Genomic DNA, 20,782 nt, shown 5'->3' with positions numbered 1-20,782 from the left:
CATTTCGTAAGCCGGGAGGCGGGATGAATATTTTAGATGAAATTGCAGAGTATACGAAAATAAGGATTGCAAAGGAAAAACAAAAGATATCGCTTGATGAAGTGAAAAGAAAAGCATTTGACCTTCCTAAAGGTGATTTTTCTTTTGAAAAGGCTTTGAGAAAAAAAGACATAGCTTTTATCTGCGAGTGCAAAAAAGCATCTCCGTCAAAAGGAATCATAGCGCAGGATTTTCCTTATCTGGATATAGCCAAAGAATATGAGAAGGCCGGGGCAGATGCAATATCTGTCCTGACTGAACCCAAATGGTTTCTTGGAAAAAATGAGTATCTTAAGGAAATAGCCCAAAATGTGAGCATTCCGATTATCAGAAAGGACTTTACGGTTGATGAGTACATGATCTATGAAGCCTTTGGTTTGGGGGCTTCGGCAGTTCTTTTGATAGTTTCGATACTGGATAGTAAACAGATAAGAGAATATCTTGGAATATGTGATGAACTTGGTATTTCAGCTCTTGTGGAGTGTCATGATGAGAATGAGATCAGAATTGCCATAGATGCAGGAGCAAGGATAATCGGCGTAAATAACAGAAATCTTAAGGATTTTAGCGTTGATATAAGTCTGGGGAAAAAGCTTAGGGACATGGTTCCGAAGGATATTGTTTTTGTTTCCGAAAGTGGCATAAAGACTTCAGATGACATTAAAGCTTTAAGAGAAATAGGAACCGACGCAGTTCTTGTGGGTGAAACTTTGATGAGGGCTGCAGATAAAAATGAGGCTTTGAAAGTACTAAAGGGAGCCTGAAAAAGAGAAAACAAAATGACTAAGATTAAATTTTGCGGATTAAAAAGCAGGGAAGATATAATGGCTGCCAACATTTTTAAGCCGGACTATATAGGCTTTGTGTTTTGGGAAAAGAGTAAACGCTATGTTGACGAAACAAAAGCAGAAAGCCTTAAGAAAGACTTAAACAGAGAAATCAAAGCAGTCGGAGTTTTTGTGGATGAGGAACCTGACAGGGTTATAGAGCTTTTAAATAAGGGAATAATCGATGCAGTACAGCTTCACGGAAAAGAAAGTGAAAGCTATATAAATCATTTAAGACTTCATACTGATAAGCCCATAATCAAGGCTTTCATCATAAGAAACGAAGAGGATGTTTTTTGTGCCAATGAGAGCATTGCAGACTATGTACTGCTTGATGCGGGACTTGGAGAAGGAAAAAGCTTTGACTGGGAATTCTTAAAAAATATAAACAGACCTTTTTTTATGGCGGGAGGTCTTTTGCCTGAGAATGTAGGGGAAGCTGTACGGAGAATTAAGCCTTACGGCGTTGATGTGAGCTCGGGAATTGAAACTTCAGGCCATAAAGATGCCTCAAAAATGGGAAGTTTTGTAGCAAATGTAAGACTTGCAGCCAATATGTAAGAATGTAAGGAGCAAAGAAATGAAAGCAGCAATGGAAAACAGAAAGGGAAGATTTGGTATTCACGGCGGCCAATACATTCCTGAAACACTGATGAATGCAGTAATAGAACTTGAAAATGCGTACAACAGATATAAGGATGATCCTGATTTTAACAGGGAACTTACAGAGCTTTTAAATGAATATGCAGGTCGTCCTTCAAGGTTGTATTACGCCAAAAAGATGACTGAGGATCTGGGCGGAGCAAAGATATATTTAAAAAGAGAGGATTTAAACCACACCGGAGCACACAAGATAAATAACGTGTTGGGACAGGCTCTTTTGGCTAAAAAGATGGGAAAGACAAGGCTGATTGCAGAAACAGGAGCCGGTCAGCACGGAGTTGCTACAGCTACAGCCGCAGCTCTTATGGGAATGGAATGTGTTGTGTTCATGGGAGAAGAGGACACAAAGAGGCAGGCGCTTAATGTATATAAAATGAGACTCCTTGGTGCGGAAGTAGTTCCTGTTACTACAGGCACGGCAACACTTAAGGATGCGGTGTCCGAGGCAATGAGAGAATGGACCAGAAGAATAGATGATACTCATTATTGCCTGGGCTCGGTAATGGGACCTCACCCTTTTCCGACCATAGTAAGGGATTTTCAGGCAGTTATTTCCAAGGAAATAAAAGAGCAGATTCTTGAAAAAGAGGGAAGGCTTCCTGATGCGGTTTTAGCCTGTGTTGGAGGCGGCTCAAATGCCATTGGAACCTTTTATAACTTTATTGAGGATAAAGATGTAAGGCTTATAGGCTGTGAGGCAGCAGGGCGAGGTGTTGATACTTTTGAAACTGCAGCAACAATTTCTACAGGTCGTGAGGGCATATTCCATGGAATGAAGTCATATTTTTGTCAGGACGAATTTGGACAGATAGCCCCTGTTTATTCCATTTCAGCCGGACTTGATTATCCGGGAATCGGACCTGAACATGCATACCTTCACGATATCGGAAGAGCGGAATATGTTGCCATAACAGATGATGAAGCGGTAAATGCATTTGAATATATGTCAAAGACGGAAGGAATTATTCCGGCTATAGAGTCTTCTCATGCTGTAGCTTACGGCATGAAGCTGGCAAAAGAGCTTTCAAAGGACAAAATAATAGTAATCACAATTTCAGGCAGAGGAGATAAGGACTGTGCGGCAATAGCCCGCTACAGAGGGGAGGATATCAATGAGTAATATAAAAAAAGCTTTTGAAAACGGAAAGGCATTTATTCCTTTCATTACCTGCGGAGATCCCGATCTTGAGACAACCAAAAAGTGTATATATGAGATGGTAGAAGCAGGAGCAGACTTAATAGAACTTGGAATCCCCTTTTCCGATCCCACAGCTGAGGGACCTGTCATTCAGGAAGCCAACGTCCGTGCATTATCTGCCGGAACTACAACTGATAAGATATTTGACATGGTAAAAGAGGTAAGGGAAAAGGTAAGTGTACCTATGACTTTTATGACCTATGCCAATGTTGTTTATTCCTACGGGGCTGAAAAATTCATAAAGATATGCAGCAAGATTGGCATAGACGGTCTTGTTTTACCTGATATCCCGTTTGAAGAGAAGGGGGAATTTGAGGATCTATGCAGTCAATATGATGTAGACCTTGTATCCCTTATAGCACCGACATCAAAAGACAGAATTTCAATGATTGCCAAACAGGCCAAAGGCTATATCTATCTTGTATCAAGTCTGGGAGTTACGGGAACAAGAACTGAGATCACAACAGACCTTGATTCTATAGTGAAAGTCATAAGGGACAATACAGATGTTCCATGCGCCATCGGATTTGGAATTTCAACTCCTGACCAGGCAGCTAAAATGGCATCTATATCCGACGGTGCAATTGTGGGTTCAGCAATTATTAAGCTGATTAAAGAGCATGGAAAAAATGCTCCGAAGGTAGTCGGAGAGTATGTCAGAAAAATGAAGGAAGCAGTTTGACTATCCGCTTTGCGGGCTTTGATAACGGGGAAACAATAGATGAAAATTTATCCTACCTATGAACAGGTAAAAGAAATCAAAAAAGAAGGAGATTTCAAGGTTGTTCCGATAAGTACCGAGATTCTCTCCGATTTTACGACACCTATAGAAACATTAAAGATATTACAGAATGTATCGAAACACTGCTATATGCTTGAATCGGCAAGTGCAGATATGAGGTGGGGAAGATACACCTTTTTGGGATTTGAACCCAAGCTTTCCATAACATGTATGGATGGAAATATTCAGATTGGAGATCTTACGATAGAAACTGAAAATCCATCTGACTACATAAGGAAAGTACTATCTGAATACAAAAGCCCCAGACTTGAAAATCTTCCGTCATTTACAGGGGGACTTGTGGGATATTTTGCCTATGATTATTTAAAATACAGCGAACCACAGACCAAGGTCAATGTGCAGGATTCAGAAGGCTTTTTTGATGCAGATCTCATGCTTTTTGACAAGGTAATAGCCTTTGACCATATTAAACAAAAGATAATTGTTATTGTAAATATGACTCTTGGAGATGAAGAGGAAGGCTATAACGGTGCAGTCAGAGAAATTGAGAATCTTGTGAACCTTATTAAGACAGGGAAAAAGAAAGAAAACACCAGGGGAGAGCTTCTTGGAGAAGTCACAGCTCTTTTTACACGGGATGAATACTGCAGCATGGTAGAAAAAGCCAAGAGCTATATCAGGGAAGGTGATATTTTCCAGATAGTTTTGTCCAACAGATTAAGTGCTCCGTTTAAAGGAAGTCTTTTAGATACTTACAGAGTTTTAAGGACAGTTAATCCATCGCCCTACATGTTCTATTTTTCAGGAACTGACATAGAGGTTGCAGGGGCTTCTCCTGAGACACTTGTAAAGCTTGAAGACGGGATTCTTCACACTTTTCCTCTTGCGGGAACGAGAAAACGCGGAAGCTCTGAAGAGGAGGACATAAGGCTGGAAAAAGAGCTGCTGGCAGATGAGAAGGAGCTTGCTGAACACAACATGCTTGTGGATCTTGGAAGAAATGATCTGGGAAAAATAAGCAGGTTTGGAACTGTAGAAGTTGAAAGTTTAAGACAGGTTGTCAGATTTTCTCATGTTATGCACATAGGCTCAACGGTCCGTGGACAGATACGTGAGGATAGGGATGCTCTAGATGCAATTGAATCGGTACTTCCTGCAGGCACTTTGTCAGGTGCGCCCAAGATAAGAGCCTGCCAGCTTATAGGAGAACTTGAGGATAATAAAAGGGGAATCTACGGAGGCGCTATAGGTTATATAGATTTTACAGGCAATATGGATACCTGCATAGCCATAAGGATTCTTTATAAAAAGAATGGCAAAGTATTTGTAAGAAGCGGCGCCGGAATAGTAGCAGATTCGGTACCCGAAAATGAATATGAGGAGTGTCTCAACAAGGCAAAAGCATGTTTGTCGGCACTTGATCTGGCACAGGAGGGAGAAATATGATAGTACTGATTGACAATTATGACAGTTTTTCCTATAACCTGTATCAGTATATAGGTGAGATAAGTCCGAACATCACAGTTATAAGAAATGATGAGAAGACTGTTGATGAGATCAGACAAATGAAGCCAAGCCACATTATTCTTTCTCCGGGACCGGGAAGACCTGAAAATGCAGGAGTGATAATAGATGTGGTAAAAGAGCTTAAGGGAGAAATTCCGATTTTGGGAGTCTGCCTTGGTCATCAGGCAATATGTGCCGCCTTTGGCGCAGAGATAACATATGTCAAAAGGCTTATGCACGGCAAGCAGTCACTTACTAAACTTGATACGGAGTCTTTGATATTTGCAGGATGTGAAGAGGAGACTTTTGTTGCAAGATATCATTCTCTTGCAGCTGATGAAAAGACCATTCCCGATGAGCTGAAAGTGATCGCCAAAACTGTAGAGGGTGAAATAATGGCTGTAAGTCATAACACTTATCCTGTTTACGGACTTCAGTTTCATCCTGAATCCATTCTTACCCCGGAAGGTAAGAAAATGCTTAAGAACTTTCTGGAAATATAGCCGCGGCAATAATGTTTTTCTTGCCCTATGAGGCTATATTGCAGATAATGGAGTTAGGAGGGCTAATATATGTGGTCTGTAATTCTTATTCCGTTTCTTGGAACCAGTCTTGGAGCGGCATGTGTTTTCTTTTTTAAAAACAGTATAGGTGAGAATCTTCAAAGAGCTTTCACAGGTTTTGCAGCGGGAGTCATGGTTTCGGCATCGTTTTTTAGTTTGTTCATTCCTGCAATAGAACAGTCAGGAGATATGGGAAAGTTTGCTTTTATTCCCTCATCGGTTGGATTTGCTGTCGGGATGTTATTTCTTTTGATACTGGATGTAGTGATCCCTCATATGCATATGGATAACAGCGAAGAAGGTGTTAAGTCGGGACTTAAAAGGACAACAAAGCTGGTACTGGCAGTAACTCTTCACAACATTCCCGAAGGAATGGCTGTCGGTGTTGTATGTGCGGGGTGGCTATATGGAGGCGAAACCACCAGTTTTCTTGGAGCCTTGTCACTGGCTATTGGTATTGCCATTCAGAACTTTCCTGAGGGAGCAATTGTGTCGATGCCTCTTTTGGCTGAGGGTGAAACTAAGTGGAAGACGTTCCTTTATGGCGTTTTGTCAGGGATAGTTGAACCTTTGGGAGCTGCTTTGGTTGTACTGGCAGCAGGTTTTTTCGTACCGCTTATGCCATATTTCCTTAGCTTTGCAGCAGGTGCCATGATATACGTGGTAGTAGAGGAGCTTATTCCTGAAATGGCAGAAGGTAAGCATTCCAATATCGGGACTATCAGCTTTGCGCTGGGCTTTATTATAATGATGGCTCTTGATGTGGGACTTGGCTGATAGTTACGGTTCGGCAACTGAATATATTAACAAAATTCAATCTTTTTTAAAGCTTCATTTAGTATAATATCCTTATGGGAGATATATAAGGAGATACTGAATGAAGCTTTTAATTGTTGAAGATGAAAAAAGAATGTCCGATGCCATATGTGCAATCTTAAGACAGGAAAAATATGATGTGGATCCTTTTTATGAAGGATACGGAGGCTTGGATGCAGCAAGAAGCGGGATATATGACCTTATTATTCTCGATGTGATGCTTCCGGGGGTAAATGGATTTGATATCGCAAAGACTGTCAGAAAGACGGGAATACAGACGCCTATCCTTATGCTGACCGCAAAGTCCGATGTTGACGATAAGGTTACAGGTCTTGACAGTGGGGCAGATGATTATCTTACCAAACCTTTTGAAACAAGGGAACTTCTTGCAAGGATACGTGCCATGTTAAGAAGAGAAAATATCAAAAGAACAGATGATATGGGAATGCTTACTGTAGGAGATCTAAAACTGGACCAGGCAAAGTCCATGCTAATAAATACCGAGACAGGGGGTGATATACGTCTGTCAGAAAAAGAGCTTCATATAATGGAGATTTTTATAAGCAATGCAGGCAATATTATAAACAAAGAGCAGTTGGCCGTAAAAATCTGGGGATATGAAAACGAAGCAGAGTACAACAATGTGGAGGTATATATATCTTTTACCAGAAAGAAATTGCAGTTTCTTGGTTCATGCATGGAGATAAAGGCAGTCAGAGGACTTGGATACGAACTTCGAAAGAAGGAGGAAACATGATCAGACAAAATATGAATAAACTCCTCAGATCATCGAGAAATAAAATAATTGCCACCATAATGGGAGCTTTAGGTCTGATATTACTTGGAACTTTGCTTATTATATTTTTTACTACATATAGCGCAGTTTACAGAAACAGTCAGAATCTGCTGCGTGTATTTGCGGAGGATTATCTGGAAGGAAAGGGACCAAAAGGAGTTCCGGATGAATCTGATGATATTCCTGAGATGAAGGTGTTTGAAGATGCCTCAGTTATGTACCTTGTCGGCTTTTCTGAAAACGGTGAAGTTATTGATATTATGAACGATGTAAAGCCGTTTATGAGTAATGATGATCTTGCTGCATATGCAAAGTCCCTTGCAGACGGGGAAAGAAACGGGGGAGTAAGCGGAAGGCTTATTTATGTGGTGGTAGAAAAAAATGATAATACATATGTTGTAATGATGGATAACACCCTGATCAGCAGCAGTATGAAGACATTAATACTAAATACCGTAATATATGGATGTGCAGCGCTTGTCATCCTTTTTTTTGTTTCATTAAAAGTTGCTGATGGGATAATGAAGCCAATTGATGAAATGTATAAAAAGCAGAAACTATTTATTTCCGATGCCGGTCATGAACTAAAAACGCCTATTTCAACAGTAAGTGCAAACGCAGAGCTTTTGCAGCGGGAGATAGGAGATAACAGATGGCTTGATAACATCATTTTTGAAAATCATAGGATGAAGGAACTGGTAAAGGAGCTTCTTGATTTATCAAGAACCGAAAACATAGAAACAGTCAAAGAAGATGTGGATTTTTCAAAAACAGTTATGGGAGGAATGCTTCCTTTTGATTCTGTGGCTTTTGAGAAAGGTCTTTTGATAGAAAGTAGTATTGCTCCTGATATTCATGTATCAGGAGATTTAAATGAACTTGGCAAATTGTTGTCAACACTTATAGATAATGCCATTTCACATGCAGATACTTCTTCTGAAAAAAATAAAAATATATGTGTTAACCTTTTTGCTTCGGATAAAAAAGCGGTTCTTGAAGTGTCCAATCCCGGAAAAGAAATCCCGCCTGATGACATAGAAAAAATATTTGAAAGATTTTACAGGACGGATTCATCCAGGAAACTCAACGGACACTATGGTCTTGGACTTGCGATTGCCAAGGCAATAACAGAAAACCATGGTGGAAATATCGGCGTAAAGTGTGCAGATGGCATTACAACATTTTTTGTAGAATTACCTATGGTCAGATAATATATTTTTTAAATTTCTTTCAAGGTTTCTTTAAGCTTTTATTACTATTATATGATCATCACATGAATACATATGGAGGTTATCATGAATAGAAAGAAAATTCTGGCACTTATCGCAACAGCGGCTGTTACAGCCCAGGTAATCGGTTGCGGCAGCACTGATACAACAAGTGCTGATACAGTATCATCAAAAAGTGAAGAGACAGATACAACTGCATCAGAGGCATCTTCAGATTCTGTAACTACAGATTCAGAAGCTACTGATGAGGAAAAGGCTACATCTTCACTTGAAGCTACTTCTCAGGAAGAGAGACAGGCCATTGAGGATGCTCTTAATCTGGCGAATAATGAAGAAGTAACATGGTCCTATGATTCTGAAGCAGATGCATGGGTTATGAGTATTGTAACAGCAGTTGCAAATGCTGAAATTGAAGATGAAGAAGGTGTATCTGTTTGCGTTCCCGGAGCATATATTAAGGGAATAGATACAGACGGCGACGGAGTAGAAGATATTACATCTCAGAATTATCAAAGTGATGTACATGGTCAGCTCGTAATTGATTATGATGCACAGGTAACAAGTTCAAACGGCCAGGTATATACTGCTTCCACAGCACCGGTTATAGTAAATACAGGCGCAGCAGGTTACAGCTCTTCAACAAACACTACAGCATCTACAAGCTATGCGGCAGAAGGTTATATAAATGTTTCCTGCGGTAACAGAGGTAAAAATGATACAGCCACAGATGAGAATGGTGAAGAATACTATACAGGTGATGCACCATCATGTCTTGTGGATCAGAAGGCAGCAGCCAGATTTGTAAGATATAACATTCTCCTCGGCAATCTCCCCGGTAGTACAGAGTACTTTGTATCTACAGGAGGAAGCGGCGGCGGAGCTCATGCCACAATGTTTGCGGCAACTTCTGATAACTCGGATTTTTATGATTATCAGATAGAGGTTGGAGCTGTAGGTGTATATGTTAATGAAGATGGTACATATGACACTACGGTTACAATTGACGGAACAACCTATGACCTCTCAGACGGCGCATGGGGAGCAGTTGCTTATTCTCCTATAACTTCTCTTTACGAAGCAGATATGGCCATGGCTTTTGAGTATTACATGGATACTGACTATGACTTTGGTACTTCGTTTAAGGAGCAGATGGCCAAGTATCTGTCAGAGGAGTATATGACATATATCAATGATCAAAACCTCTCAGTTAATGAAGCTGATGTATCCCTTGATATCAATGGAGACGGAGATACTGATGATACAATTGAACTGTCAATAGAATATGATGAAACCAAATATGCTGATACAAACGGATATGGCGGAACCTATGTAGATTTTTATCTTGCTGAGTTTACATCTAACCTTCAGTGGTATCTGGATAATTTGGATTATGCTGAAGACTGGACATGGTTTGACAGCGACGGAAATGCCCTTTCAGATGAAGAAGTTGCTGCTATGACTTCAGAAGATAAGGCTACGGCATTTATAGAAGGAAGATATGCAAAGAGTACATCATCCAGAGGCGGTATGGGCGGCCCCGGAGGTATGGGTGGCCCGGGAGAAGCTGGATTTGATATGGAAGGTATGCCTGATGGAGCAGGTGGTCCCGGTGGAAACATGAAAGGTGCACCTTCCGGTGAAGGTGAAACTGCAGATGCAGAAACAACTTCAGAGGACAGAAGCTTTGCAAATTCAGATGTTGCTGCAAATTCAGCAGGCGATACAATGGATGTAGGAACTCCTGATGAAGGTACAACTCAGGCTGCAGGCAGTACAACGGATTCTTCTAATTACGCTACTTATGATGAAATGCTTGCTTCCTATCAGAGCGATGTATCTGAAGTCTATGCGGGCGATGAGTATGGAAATGTAATTGTAGAACTCTATAATCCGCTTAATTATATTGGTGATAGCGACGGAAATGATCCTACATGGATTAGAATGGTTTGTGGTGCTGCTGAAGGTGATATTTCGATGTTCAACTCACTTAACTTACAGCTTGCATTCCTTTCAGCAGGTGTAGATGCAACTATTGAGTGGCAGTGGGATGGCGGACATGTTCCATCTGAAGTACTTGGTGAATCATTATCTCTTACAGTCGATACAATGTATGGAGAATACGTTGACGGAGCAGTAAAGATCACAAAGGCTGCTGCCCAAAAGCAGACGACTAACGGTGATGCAACAGAGCCTACAGGAACAGATATAAGCAGCTGGGTTAACTATGATGATATATCCAATGTTTCAATATCCCTTGCAGATGCTGTAAGCTACAGAACAGACGGCGCAAGCAAAACAACTCCGGGCTTTGATGTTATAGATTATGGTCAGGAAGATTATGTATTCGGTGATTCTGAGACTGATGCAAGGCATTGGAGTAAATGGGTACTCAAAGTTCTTGAAGAACATAAGGATGAACTTGAAGAACTGTTTAATAAAGGATAAAAGGGAATAAAAAATAACTCCGCCTTGAATATACAAGACGGAGCTATTTTAATTAGAGGAAAAATTATAATAAAGAATCAAGTTTGCCGGCTAAAGTATCAGCAGGCATTGCACCGGTAAGAGTATCAACAAGCTCGCCATTTTTAAATAAAAGGAAACTTGGAATTGACATTATGTTATATTTAGCAGCAAGCTGGTTTTCTTCATCAGAATTAACCTTACCTACCTTGATCTTTCCATCATACTTTTCTGCCATCTTTTCAACTACAGGCATCATCATTTTGCAAGGACCACACCAGTCTGCGTAGAAATCTACGAGAACAGGGATATCACTTTTGATAACTTCCTCTTCGAAATTTGCTGTTGTAAATTTATATTCCATAGTAAATTACCTCCGTTTAATCGTGCATTTGTTTTTGATAAATTAAATTTAACACAATTTAATTTAGTTGTCAACAATTTAATTGTAAAATTATTCGGGAGGGGTAAATCGCTGTTGGAAAAGGCTTGGCCGGCTGTAATTTTCATAAAAAGAAATATGTATATTTGAAAGCATATGCTATACTATGTTTTGAAAAAAGAATTTGAAAGGGGACAAATAATATGATAAATGGAATGGGTCTTATTACAGGACTTATTATTGGTGCAATTGCCGGATGGATCGCCGGAAAATTCATGAATAACGATGGAAGCCTTTTAAGAAACATTATTCTAGGTGTTATAGGTGGATTTGTAGGAAACCTTGTTCTTGGACTTGTTGGAATTCATGGAAGCGGAATTATTGGTAACCTGATTGTTGGTGTTATAGGTTCCTGCATCGTAATTTATGCCGGCAAGAAACTTTTGAAGTAATTAAAAAGCTCCGGAAGATAGCTCTTTCGGAGTTTTTTATATCGTTTGGGAGACTTTATTTTGAAAGATAAGTTAAGAACACTGTTTTTTTCAACATTATATTTAAGTGCGTTTACATTTGGCGGAGGATACGTCATTATAACGCTTTTAAAGAATAAATTTGTAGATGAGTTAAAGTGGATAGATGAGGAAGAGATGCTTGATTATGTAGCTATTGCCCAGTCATCGCCGGGACCCATTGCAGTTAACGGAGCAATCGTCATAGGATATAAGATCTGTGGAATCCCGGGAATTGCGGTGGCTGTCTTTGGGGCAATAATTCCGCCATTTGTCATTTTGACCGTAGTATCAGCATTCTATACTATTTTTAAGACTAATCCATATATACAATCTCTTTTATTCGGAATGAAGGCAGGAGTCAGTGCTGTGATTGTTTCAGTAGTGTGGGATATGGCCTTTGGAATAGTAAAAAAGAAAGACCTGCTCTTAATAATTGTTATGATACTTTCGTTTGTTTTGAATTATTACTTTAAAGTAAATGCAGTTCTTTTGATATTTGCATCTTTGATAATAGGAGTTTTCAGGTCATTGATTTTATCGAGAGGTAAAAGAGTATGAGTATATATTTGGAATTATTCTTTGCCTTTTTACAGGTTGGGGCATTCAGCTTTGGCGGTGGTTATGCGGCAATGCCGCTAATAAGCGGACAGGTTGTTGATAAATATGGCTGGCTTTCATCTTCTGAGTTTGCGGATCTGGTAACTATTGCTGAAATGACACCTGGACCAATTGCTGTAAATGCTGCAACCTTTGTGGGCAATCAGACCGCAGGTATTTTGGGCGCAACAGTTGCAACAATAGGAGTAATTCTTCCTTCATGTATCTTTGTTACGGTACTTGCCCTGTTGTATGCAAGGTATAAAGAGATGCCCCTTTTAAAGGATGCCCTCATTTCACTTCGCCCGGCAGTGGTTTCTATGATATTCGCAGCAGGCTTATCAATTCTTATTCCAACTGTTTTTAAATCAGGAAGCATCGGTTTTTCTGAGGGAAATCTATCAATAAGGCCGCTTGTTTTATTTGTATTGTCTGTCTTTGCATTAAGAAAACTAAAGCTGAACCCGATTCTTGTTATGGTCATGTGCGGCGTAGTGGAACTGGCAGTCTATTTGGTTTTGTAATAATTGAAAGAGATCTCACTAATAATGCTTCTTATTCATGGTACAAGAGTCTTTTTGCGTAGGTGTTTCGATATACTTTTGGCGGAAGACCTATGACATTTTTAAAGGTCCTTGAAAAATTGTGCATGTCAGAAAAACCAAGTTCTGCTGATATTTCTGTGATGGTTTTGTCGCTGTCAGTAAGGTAGTAGCAGGCTGTCTCAATCTTTTGCTGGATAATAAACTGTTTAAGAGATATGCCCTGTACCTTACTGAATAGGTTAGAAAGGTATTTGGGGCTATATCCAAATTCTTCAGCTATTTCACTGATTTTTATGTTCTTAGTAATATTGCTTCTGATATAATCTGCTATATCAGAATAAATCTGATTATTTCCCAATGGATTTTTTTCGAGAGATGACTCTATCTGCAGTTGTCCGTAAAGCTCTGTAATAATTGCTGTGGTAGATGCGTTTAATGCTATGTCAGGATAGTTGTTTCTTTCAAGATCCTGGAGCTGTTTCATCTGAACAATCATCTTTTCAAGTTTTGGAACAATTCCTGTTTGCGGCATAAGAAAGCAGTTACCTCTTTTGTACGAACCAATGCTGCTTGAATCAACTCTGGCAGGAAACAAGCCAAGGTCAGCTGTAAAATGGATCCAGTAAAAAGAGCAGTAAGCTTTCTTAAATCCTATGCGGCTTGACGTACTTGGTGGAAGTATCAGATAATTCCCTGTTGATACAGTAAAATCCTCATCCATATATCTTAAAAAAAGTGTCCCCTCTGTGACTACAATCATTTCGTAATCAAATTCCAAAGGCATCTTCTCGTGTTTCCAATCCTTAGAAAGAGCTTTGAATTTACCACTTCTTAAGTAACAATAGATTTGATTTTTGGGGAATATTAAAAGATGTGGTGCTTTTGCAGCAAATTTCCTGAAAGCCATATTTTTCTACCTTTCACAAGCATTTAACTATTCGTTGATACATCATGGGAAAAAAAAATATTCATATTTTGACACTAAATGTAGAAAAATGACACAAAATGCGAATGAAATTTACACATTGATCTCTACTTGCATCAATAATATCACAAAAACAAGGTAACTTGAAGATGTTCTAAAATTACACCCTTTCTATCATTGTGCTATTTTACTAAAACAGCGGAAATGCTAACCTTTTTATAGTGCAATATGCATATTGAGAGGATAACAGAAAATGTGGGAATTAACAAATTTGAAAAGCGTAGAGGTTACAGACAGATACTTCGATGAAGCGCTTCACCTTGATGTGAAAAATATGCTGCTTTTGGATCCTGACAGGCTTCTTGCCGGGTTCAGAGAGACTGCTTCAATCATTGGTGGGATTGATGAAAACTCTAAAAAAATACTAATGAAAGGGAAAAAACGATATGGCGGCTGGGAAGATGGTCTTATTGCCGGACACACACTTGGGCATTACATCAAGGCTCTTTCGCAGGCACAGATAAATCTGGGATTATCAATATCTGAACAGGGTGAGGTAAAAGAGCGCCTTGACTATCTGATAGACGGGCTGAAAGAGTGCCAGAAGCTGACATGTGGTACCAGCTACGAAGGATATATATTTGGAGCTTCACTCATCAATCAGGATTTTATAGATAACCCTGCTTTGCAGTTTGATAATGTGGAGAGAGGAAAACAGGATATATTTACCCAGGCCTGGGTGCCGTGGTATACGATGCATAAGATTTTGAGCGGACTTAATGCAGCTTTTAAACTTGCGGGAAATAAAACTGCTCTTGAAATTGCAAACAGCCTGGGACTTTGGATATCAAGAAGAACTAAAAAGTGGAATACAGGCACTAAGAGAACGGTACTTGGTATCGAATATGGCGGAATGAATGATTGCCTGTATGAGCTTTATGAGATTAACAAAGATTTAAAGAATAATGGTGGCGAAGAATATGAACCTGATTTTGGGGAATATTTTGCTGCTGCTCATAGCTTCGATGAAATCGAGCTTTTTGAAGATGTTTTGTCCGGCAAAAGTAATGTCTTAAATAACATGCATGCCAATACTATGATTCCAAAGTTTATAGGTGCGCTTGCAAGGTATGAGGCTGACAGATCCGAAAAAAGATACCTTGAGTATGCTGAAAGCTACTGGGAGATGGTAGTTGGGAAACATACCTATGTAACAGGTGGAAACAGCGAGAACGAACATTTTGGCGAGGATGATGTTCTTGATGCCGAGAGAACCAATGTAAATAATGAGACCTGTAATACTTACAACATGCTTAAGCTTTCAAGAAGGCTTTTTGCGGCCACAGGGAAAAAGAAATATCTTGATTATTCCGAAAAGACACTTATAAATGCAATCATGGCATCTCAAAACCATGAAAGCGGATTTACCACTTATTTTCAGCCAATGGCTACAGGTTACTTTAAGGTATTTAACACTCTTGACGGGAATTTCTGGTGCTGTACAGGAACAGGATATGAGAATTTTACAAAGCTTCAGTGTGGCATCTATTACAGAACAGAGGGAAAACTTGCTGTAGCTCTTTACCTTGCGTCAAAGCTTGAACTTGAAGATTATGTTCTTATACAGGAATGTGATCTTACAAAATCTGATGTGGTTAGGATAAATATAGAGCCAAAGCAGGGAAAAACAGTAAAAGATGATATATATCTTAGGATTCCTACATGGCTTAATGGTAAGGCTCTTATCAGGGTAGATAATACTTCTGTTGTACTAAGGGAATGCGAAGGATTTTATATTATAAAAAGCGAAATGATAAGTTCCGGTGCGAATATAGAAGTCACCTTGCCTATGGGAACGTATTACAGCGGTCTTGTTGATAATGAAAGCTCTTTTGCATTCTGTTATGGACCATTTGTGCTCTCTGCAAGACTTGGAAACAAGAAAATGGAATGCAGGTCACATGGTGTAAATGTAAGTGTGGCAGAGTCAAAGTGTGTTGATAATGATGATATTAATATATTAGATGAAAAATCCGTTGGTGAATTCCTTGAGAATCTTGACAGGCATCTTGTTAAAAGAGATGGCGAAATGGAATTTGATCTGACAGGAACCGACAAAAATCTTGTGTTTACTACTCATTTTAATCAGTATAAAGAAAGCTACGGAATATATTGGCATCTGAAAGCGTGAGGTGAAAAAATGCAGTTTTTTTCAAATGAAGATGGTAAATTAGTATTTCGCGAAAATGGAGAAACACTTCAGATTGAACCCTGGGGAGAAAGTAGTTTCAGGGTTCGAAGTGTATTTCTGGGAGATATAAGTGATATAAACTACGGACTGCTTGAACCGGAAAATAAAATTACGGCTGATATCGATGTTTCAAAGACAGACGGAAGCGAAGGCGACGCCGATCCGGGCAGGAGAGCAACCATAACAAATGGCAATATAACTGCAAGGTGCTTTGTTCAGCCTTGGGGAAATGCTTTGAGAATATCTTTTTATGAGACTAAAACAGGAAAACTTCTTCTTGAAGAAATACCCAATGGCGGTGCACTCTCTTTAAAGGCAAGGAGTTTTAAAAGAATAAGCGGCGATAATTTCAGGTTGAAGGTCAGATTTAGCTCGGATAGTTGCGAGAAGCTTTATGGAATGGGACAGTATCAGCAGGAACGAATGAATTTAAAAGGGTGCAATCTGGAATTGGCACATAGAAATTCACAGGCGAGTATACCGTTTGTTCTTTCTGACAAAGGATATGGATTTTTGTGGAACAATCCTGCAATTGGGGAAGTACACTTTGGACTTGATACAACAGAGTGGGTTGCAGAGGAAACAAAGCAGCTTGACTATTGGATTACAGCAGGGGACACGCCGCAGGAGATAATAACAAACTTTACAGCAGTAGTCGGAAGAGCGCCTATGATGCCGGAGTATGGCCTTGGGTACTGGCAATGCAAGCTTCGCTATTACAATGAAGAGCAGGTTTTGGATATAGCAAGAGAGTACCACAAAAGAGGCGTTCCTGTGGATGTACTTGTTATTGACTATTATCACTGGCCAAGATGCGGCGATTGGCGATTTGACACAGAGTATTTCCCAAATCCCAAGAAAATGATCGATGAGCTAAAGAGCATGGGAATAGAGTGCATGGTTTCATTCTGGCCGCAGGTTGATATCAGAAGTGAGAATTACCCGGAAATGAAGCAGCAGGGACTTCTTGTTAAGAGCCGCTCCGGAGTTGATGTCCAGATGGTTTTCCATGGAGACAATCTCTTTATGGATGCAACCAATCCCAGAACCAGAAAGTATGTGTGGAATAAAGTAAAAAAGAATTATGCAGATCTGGGAATCAATACCTTTTGGCTTGATGAGGCCGAGCCTGAGTTTACGGGATATGATTATGAAAATTATCAGTATTTTGCAGGATCTGTTTTGGAAACAGGCAATATATATCCAAGAGAATATGCAAGGCTCTTTTACGAAGGACAAAAAGAAAACGGTCAGGAAACAATTGTCAATCTTATAAGGTGTGCGTGGGTTGGAAGCCAGAGATATGGAGCTCTTGTATGGTCCGGGGATATCATGTCCTCATGGGAGGATTTCAGGAAACAGATAGTAGCCGGGCTTCAGATGGGAATTGCAGGTATTCCATGGTGGACAACGGATATCGGAGGATTCCACGGCGGAGAAGTTGACAGCGAAGAATTCAGGGAGCTTCTTATCAGATGGTTCCAGTTTGGATGCTTTTGCCCTGTTATGAGGATGCACGGCAGCAGGCTCCCTCACAGTAAGATAATCAATAAGGCGGGGGAAGAGCGTGAAGTTACGGGAGCAGCCAATGAAATCTGGAGCTATGGTGAAAAGAATTACCATATAATGAAACGTTTTATAGAAATAAGAGAGAGCATGAGGGACTATATCCGCTCTATAATGAAAGAAGCTTCAGAAACCGGAAAGCCTGTTATCAGAACGTTGTTCTTTGAATTTCCACAGGATGAGAGAACATGGAACATTACCGATGAATACATGTTTGGAGGTAATCTGCTGGTTGCGCCGATATGTCATAAAGGACAAGTCAAAAGAAATGTCTACCTTCCTTCAGGATGTAATTGGATTAATGCATTTACCGGTGAAAAATTTGCCGGCGGTCAGGATATTGCAGCTGATGCGCCAATAGAAAGACTTCCTGTATTCTATAGAGAGGATAAAGAATTGAATTTTATGTTTTAAATAACGATAATAACTATTTGAGCAAACGTAAAAATGCAAGAAAACTTTCTAAAAAGGCTATAAAATGCAAGTTTACATAATTTTTATAATTAAAGACAACAATATTTGGTATCTGTAATTGTATTGACACAATTTGTTGAAAAAAATTTGCATGTATAATTGCAAAATGCAAGAACTCCTTGAAAGCGGCATTCAATCACCATTTGATTGTACGCCGCTTTTAAAATGTGATACTATGCATGTTTTTAATTTATTTAAACGTTTAAGCTGTTGTAATTTCCTAATAAAATAATATTGCTTTATATGAAATATGGCTGTAAAATATTTAGCGGACGCGTTACGTATATAAATTAACGGAGCGTTGATATTTAACTTGGGAAGTGAGTATATGTTTTTTTTGAAGGTTTTAGCTATTATTGTTCCGGTGATTGCAGTATTGTATTTCCTTATGATAATGCCCAGAATGATACACAGGCCTTCAAGGGAACCTTTCACAAAAGTTCTTTATGCACACAGGGGATTGCACGATAATACATCCGATGCTCCCGAAAATTCAATGGTTGCTTTCAAAAAGGCTGTTGATGGTGGATTCGGAATAGAGTGCGACGTGCAGCTGACAAAGGATAATGTGCCGGTGATTTTTCATGATTTTACGCTGGCCAGAGTTGCCAGATATGAAGAAGGTAAAGCTCCTGAAGATGCCGTTATTAATGAAGATGGTTCAATTGGAGTAAAAGGGAAAGTTATAGACTATACATATGACGAGTTAATGGCTTTTCACCTGCTTGATTCAGAAGAAAAGATTCCTAAGTTTGAAGATTTCCTTAAGCTTGTAAACGGCAAGGTTCCGCTCATAGTTGAACTTAAGATTGAATTTACAGACCTGTCTTTATGCGGAGTAGTTGATAAAATGCTTGCTACTTACAACGGACTGTACTGTATTGAATCCTTTAACCCATTGGGAGTTCACTGGTACAGGAAGAATCATCCGGAGGTTATGAGAGGACAGCTTTCAGATGCATTTCACAAGGACAAGCCGGATGAGTTTAAGGGACCTATGTATTTCATTCTTACAAATTTGCTTTTGAACTTTATAACCAAACCGGATTTTATCGCATACAATCACAAATATGCAGACAATATATCCAGAAGATTATGCAGAAGTTTATACAAGAATGTTGCTGCAGCCTGGACTATAAAGTCTGAAGAAGAGCTTGAGAGAGCCAAAAAGAATTTTGATATTTTCATTTTTGATAGTTTCGTTCCGAAAACCGGAGCTAAATTATAAATAATTATTATTAGTTTTGAAAGGGTAAAGGTAAAAACATGGCGAACAAGTGGGTTTATATGTTCAGTGAAGGTAACATGACAATGCGTAACCTTCTTGGTGGTAAGGGTGCTAACCTTGCTGAAATGACAAGCATCGGACTCCCGGTACCACAGGGCTTCACAATCACAACAGAGGCCTGCACACAGTATTATGAAGATGGACGTAAGATTAACGACGAGATCATGGCTCAGGCTATGGAAGGCGTTAAGAAGATGGAAGAGATCAACGGTAAGAAATTCGGAGATCTTCAGAATCCTCTTCTTGTTTCTGTACGTTCAGGTGCTCGTGCATCTATGCCGGGTATGATGGACACAATCCTCAACCTCGGTCTTAACGACGACGTTGTAGCAGCAATGATCAAGGGCAATCCTGATCCTGCATTCGAGCGTTTCGTATATGATTCATACCGTCGTTTCATTCAGATGTTCTCAGATGTAGTTATGGAAGTTGGTAAGAAGTACTTCGAGCAGCTTATCGACGAGATGAAAGAGAAGAAGGGTGTTAAGTTTGACGTTGATCTTACAGCAGCAGATCTTAAAGAGCTTGCTGAACAGTTCAAGGCTGAGTACAAGAAACAGCTTGGCAAGGACTTCCCTTCAGATCCTGTAGAGCAGCTTAAGCTTGCTATCGAGGCTGTATTCCGTTCATGGGATAACCCTCGTGCTAACGTATATCGTCGTGATAACGATATCCCATATTCATGGGGAACAGCTGTTAACGTAATGCCTATGGTATTCGGTAACCTTAACAATGAATCTGGTACAGGTGTTGCATTTACTCGTGACCCTGCAACAGGTGAGAATAAACTTATGGGCGAGTTCCTTATCAATGCTCAGGGTGAGGACGTAGTTGCCGGTGTTCGTACACCTATGCCAATCGCTCAGATGGAAAAAGAATTCCCAGAAGCATATGCTGAGTTCATCAAGGTTTGTGAGACTCTTGAGAATCACTACCACGATATGCAGGATATGGAGTTCACAGTTGAAAATAAGAAGCTTTACATGCTTCAGTGCCGTAATGGTAAGAGAACAGCTCCTGCTGCTCTTAAGATCGCCTGCGACCTCGTTGATGAGGGACACAAGACTCCAGAAGAAGCTGTAGCAATGATCGATCCAAGAAACCTTGATACACTTCTTCATCCACAGTTCGATGCTGCTGCTTTAAAGGCTGCAACACCACTTGGAAAAGGTCTTGGTGCATCACCGGGAGCTGCTTGCGGTAAGATTGTATTCACAGCTGATGACGCTGTAGAATGGGCTGCAAGAGGCGAGAAGGTTGTTCTTGTTCGTCTTGAGACATCTCCAGAAGATATCACAGGTATGAAGGCTGCTCAGGGTATCCTTACAGTTCGTGGTGGTATGACATCACACGCTGCCGTAGTTGCTCGTGGTATGGGTGAGTGCTGCGTATCAGGTTGT

The 20,782-nt window shown here is 39.9% G+C and carries 19 protein-coding genes; 17 read left to right on the top strand and 2 right to left on the bottom strand.

All coding sequences use genetic code 11. The features are described from left to right. The first annotated feature begins 23 nt into the window (after nucleotides 1–23). The 10 genes from trpC to J6O61_RS02040 all read left to right on the top strand — a co-directional run bounded on the left by trpC (nucleotide 24) and on the right by J6O61_RS02040 (nucleotide 10,824). Nucleotides 24–803, top strand: a complete 780-nt coding sequence (gene trpC, locus J6O61_RS02085) for an indole-3-glycerol phosphate synthase TrpC (protein ID WP_292208985.1) — start codon at nucleotides 24–26, stop codon at nucleotides 801–803. 15 nt (nucleotides 804–818) lie between these two features. Beyond that, the gene (locus J6O61_RS02080) at nucleotides 819–1,427 is read left to right on the top strand and encodes a phosphoribosylanthranilate isomerase (protein WP_292208982.1); all 609 of its coding nucleotides are present in this window, start codon (nucleotides 819–821) and stop codon (nucleotides 1,425–1,427) included. A 31-nt stretch (nucleotides 1,428–1,458) separates the two neighbouring features. After that, complete coding sequence (gene trpB / locus J6O61_RS02075) at nucleotides 1,459–2,649, top strand: tryptophan synthase subunit beta (protein ID WP_292209070.1); 1,191 nt, start codon at nucleotides 1,459–1,461, stop codon at nucleotides 2,647–2,649. Continuing rightward, on the top strand, nucleotides 2,642–3,409 hold the full coding sequence (gene trpA, locus J6O61_RS02070; protein WP_292208980.1) for a tryptophan synthase subunit alpha: 768 nt from the start codon (nucleotides 2,642–2,644) through the stop codon (nucleotides 3,407–3,409). The genes trpB and trpA overlap by 8 nt, the downstream gene beginning before the upstream one ends. A 39-nt stretch (nucleotides 3,410–3,448) precedes the next feature. Then, nucleotides 3,449–4,915 carry an anthranilate synthase component I gene (gene trpE, locus J6O61_RS02065; protein ID WP_292208977.1) on the top strand — a complete coding sequence of 489 codons (1,467 nt, stop codon included), beginning with the start codon at nucleotides 3,449–3,451 and terminating at the stop codon, nucleotides 4,913–4,915. Further along, the gene (locus tag J6O61_RS02060) at nucleotides 4,912–5,478 is read left to right on the top strand and encodes an anthranilate synthase component II (protein WP_292208974.1); all 567 of its coding nucleotides are present in this window, start codon (nucleotides 4,912–4,914) and stop codon (nucleotides 5,476–5,478) included. The genes trpE and J6O61_RS02060 overlap by 4 nt, the downstream gene beginning before the upstream one ends. 69 nt (nucleotides 5,479–5,547) lie before the next feature. Next, complete coding sequence (locus J6O61_RS02055; protein WP_292208971.1) at nucleotides 5,548–6,315, top strand: ZIP family metal transporter; 768 nt, start codon at nucleotides 5,548–5,550, stop codon at nucleotides 6,313–6,315. 100 nt (nucleotides 6,316–6,415) lie between these two features. Further along, a complete protein-coding gene (locus tag J6O61_RS02050; RefSeq protein WP_292208969.1) occupies nucleotides 6,416–7,111 on the top strand; it encodes a response regulator transcription factor in 696 nt (231 codons plus the stop codon). After that, a complete protein-coding gene (locus tag J6O61_RS02045) occupies nucleotides 7,108–8,361 on the top strand; it encodes a sensor histidine kinase (RefSeq protein ID WP_292208965.1) in 1,254 nt (417 codons plus the stop codon). Before J6O61_RS02050 ends, J6O61_RS02045 begins: the two co-directional genes overlap by 4 nt. Before the next feature lie 84 nt (nucleotides 8,362–8,445). Next, nucleotides 8,446–10,824 (top strand): hypothetical protein, encoded by a 2,379-nt coding sequence (locus J6O61_RS02040; RefSeq protein ID WP_292208962.1) that lies wholly within the window; start codon nucleotides 8,446–8,448, stop codon nucleotides 10,822–10,824. Between the two features lie 64 nt (nucleotides 10,825–10,888). Here J6O61_RS02040 and trxA read toward each other — a convergent pair whose 3' ends face one another. Beyond that, nucleotides 10,889–11,206, bottom strand: coding sequence for a thioredoxin (trxA, locus tag J6O61_RS02035; RefSeq protein WP_292208960.1), 318 nt, complete (start codon nucleotides 11,204–11,206; stop codon nucleotides 10,889–10,891). Between the two features lie 221 nt (nucleotides 11,207–11,427). Here trxA and J6O61_RS02030 point away from each other — a divergent pair, with 221 nt between their 5' ends. The 3 genes from J6O61_RS02030 to J6O61_RS02020 are packed head-to-tail and all read left to right on the top strand — an operon-like array spanning nucleotide 11,428 to nucleotide 12,857. Next, nucleotides 11,428–11,676 (top strand): GlsB/YeaQ/YmgE family stress response membrane protein, encoded by a 249-nt coding sequence (locus tag J6O61_RS02030; RefSeq protein WP_292208958.1) that lies wholly within the window; start codon nucleotides 11,428–11,430, stop codon nucleotides 11,674–11,676. Between the two features lie 60 nt (nucleotides 11,677–11,736). Then, nucleotides 11,737–12,294: a chromate transporter gene (locus J6O61_RS02025; protein ID WP_292208956.1), complete on the top strand. Its 558-nt coding sequence runs from the start codon at nucleotides 11,737–11,739 to the stop codon at nucleotides 12,292–12,294. After that, entirely contained in the window at nucleotides 12,291–12,857 is a 567-nt protein-coding gene (locus J6O61_RS02020; RefSeq protein WP_292208953.1) for a chromate transporter, read from the top strand. Before J6O61_RS02025 ends, J6O61_RS02020 begins: the two co-directional genes overlap by 4 nt. Before the next feature lie 31 nt (nucleotides 12,858–12,888). Here J6O61_RS02020 and J6O61_RS02015 read toward each other — a convergent pair whose 3' ends face one another. Further along, a complete protein-coding gene (locus J6O61_RS02015) occupies nucleotides 12,889–13,785 on the bottom strand; it encodes an AraC family transcriptional regulator (RefSeq protein WP_292208950.1) in 897 nt (298 codons plus the stop codon). 271 nt (nucleotides 13,786–14,056) lie between these two features. Between J6O61_RS02015 and J6O61_RS02010 the strand changes: the two genes are divergently transcribed. The 4 genes from J6O61_RS02010 to J6O61_RS01995 form a co-directional block, all read left to right on the top strand. Then, nucleotides 14,057–15,994 (top strand): beta-L-arabinofuranosidase domain-containing protein, encoded by a 1,938-nt coding sequence (locus J6O61_RS02010; RefSeq protein WP_292208947.1) that lies wholly within the window; start codon nucleotides 14,057–14,059, stop codon nucleotides 15,992–15,994. Between the two features lie 9 nt (nucleotides 15,995–16,003). Further along, on the top strand, nucleotides 16,004–18,034 hold the full coding sequence (locus tag J6O61_RS02005) for a glycoside hydrolase family 31 protein (RefSeq protein ID WP_292208946.1): 2,031 nt from the start codon (nucleotides 16,004–16,006) through the stop codon (nucleotides 18,032–18,034). Nucleotides 18,035–18,422: 388 nt separating this feature from the next. Next, nucleotides 18,423–19,322, top strand: coding sequence for a glycerophosphodiester phosphodiesterase family protein (locus J6O61_RS02000; RefSeq protein WP_292208944.1), 900 nt, complete (start codon nucleotides 18,423–18,425; stop codon nucleotides 19,320–19,322). 38 nt (nucleotides 19,323–19,360) lie between these two features. Beyond that, nucleotides 19,361–20,782: pyruvate, phosphate dikinase (locus J6O61_RS01995; RefSeq protein ID WP_292208942.1), on the top strand; the 1,422-nt coding region annotated here is incomplete at its 3' end.

The sequence above is a fragment of the Butyrivibrio sp. genome (assembly GCF_017635265.1).
In the GTDB taxonomy this organism is placed as follows: Bacteria; Bacillota; Clostridia; order Lachnospirales; family Lachnospiraceae; genus Butyrivibrio.
This window is presented reverse-complemented; position numbering and strand designations above follow the sequence as displayed.

Bases quoted from the DNA above. Each gene is read 5' to 3' on its own strand.
- J6O61_RS02005 (WP_292208946.1), top strand. From the start codon at position 16,004: ATGCAGTTTTTTTCAAATGAAGATGGTAAATTAGTATTTCGCGAAAAT.
- trpA (WP_292208980.1), top strand. From the start codon at position 2,642: ATGAGTAATATAAAAAAAGCTTTTGAAAACGGAAAGGCATTTATTCCT.
- trpC (WP_292208985.1), top strand. From the start codon at position 24: ATGAATATTTTAGATGAAATTGCAGAGTATACGAAAATAAGGATTGCA.
- J6O61_RS02020 (WP_292208953.1), top strand. From the start codon at position 12,291: ATGAGTATATATTTGGAATTATTCTTTGCCTTTTTACAGGTTGGGGCA.
- J6O61_RS02000 (WP_292208944.1), top strand. From the start codon at position 18,423: ATGTTTTTTTTGAAGGTTTTAGCTATTATTGTTCCGGTGATTGCAGTA.
- J6O61_RS02040 (WP_292208962.1), top strand. From the start codon at position 8,446: ATGAATAGAAAGAAAATTCTGGCACTTATCGCAACAGCGGCTGTTACA.
- J6O61_RS02080 (WP_292208982.1), top strand. From the start codon at position 819: ATGACTAAGATTAAATTTTGCGGATTAAAAAGCAGGGAAGATATAATG.
- J6O61_RS02010 (WP_292208947.1), top strand. From the start codon at position 14,057: ATGTGGGAATTAACAAATTTGAAAAGCGTAGAGGTTACAGACAGATAC.
- J6O61_RS02015 (WP_292208950.1), bottom strand. From the start codon at position 13,785: ATGGCTTTCAGGAAATTTGCTGCAAAAGCACCACATCTTTTAATATTC.
- trxA (WP_292208960.1), bottom strand. From the start codon at position 11,206: ATGGAATATAAATTTACAACAGCAAATTTCGAAGAGGAAGTTATCAAA.
- J6O61_RS02045 (WP_292208965.1), top strand. From the start codon at position 7,108: ATGATCAGACAAAATATGAATAAACTCCTCAGATCATCGAGAAATAAA.
- J6O61_RS02060 (WP_292208974.1), top strand. From the start codon at position 4,912: ATGATAGTACTGATTGACAATTATGACAGTTTTTCCTATAACCTGTAT.
- trpB (WP_292209070.1), top strand. From the start codon at position 1,459: ATGGAAAACAGAAAGGGAAGATTTGGTATTCACGGCGGCCAATACATT.
- J6O61_RS02050 (WP_292208969.1), top strand. From the start codon at position 6,416: ATGAAGCTTTTAATTGTTGAAGATGAAAAAAGAATGTCCGATGCCATA.
- trpE (WP_292208977.1), top strand. From the start codon at position 3,449: ATGAAAATTTATCCTACCTATGAACAGGTAAAAGAAATCAAAAAAGAA.
- J6O61_RS02030 (WP_292208958.1), top strand. From the start codon at position 11,428: ATGATAAATGGAATGGGTCTTATTACAGGACTTATTATTGGTGCAATT.
- J6O61_RS02055 (WP_292208971.1), top strand. From the start codon at position 5,548: ATGTGGTCTGTAATTCTTATTCCGTTTCTTGGAACCAGTCTTGGAGCG.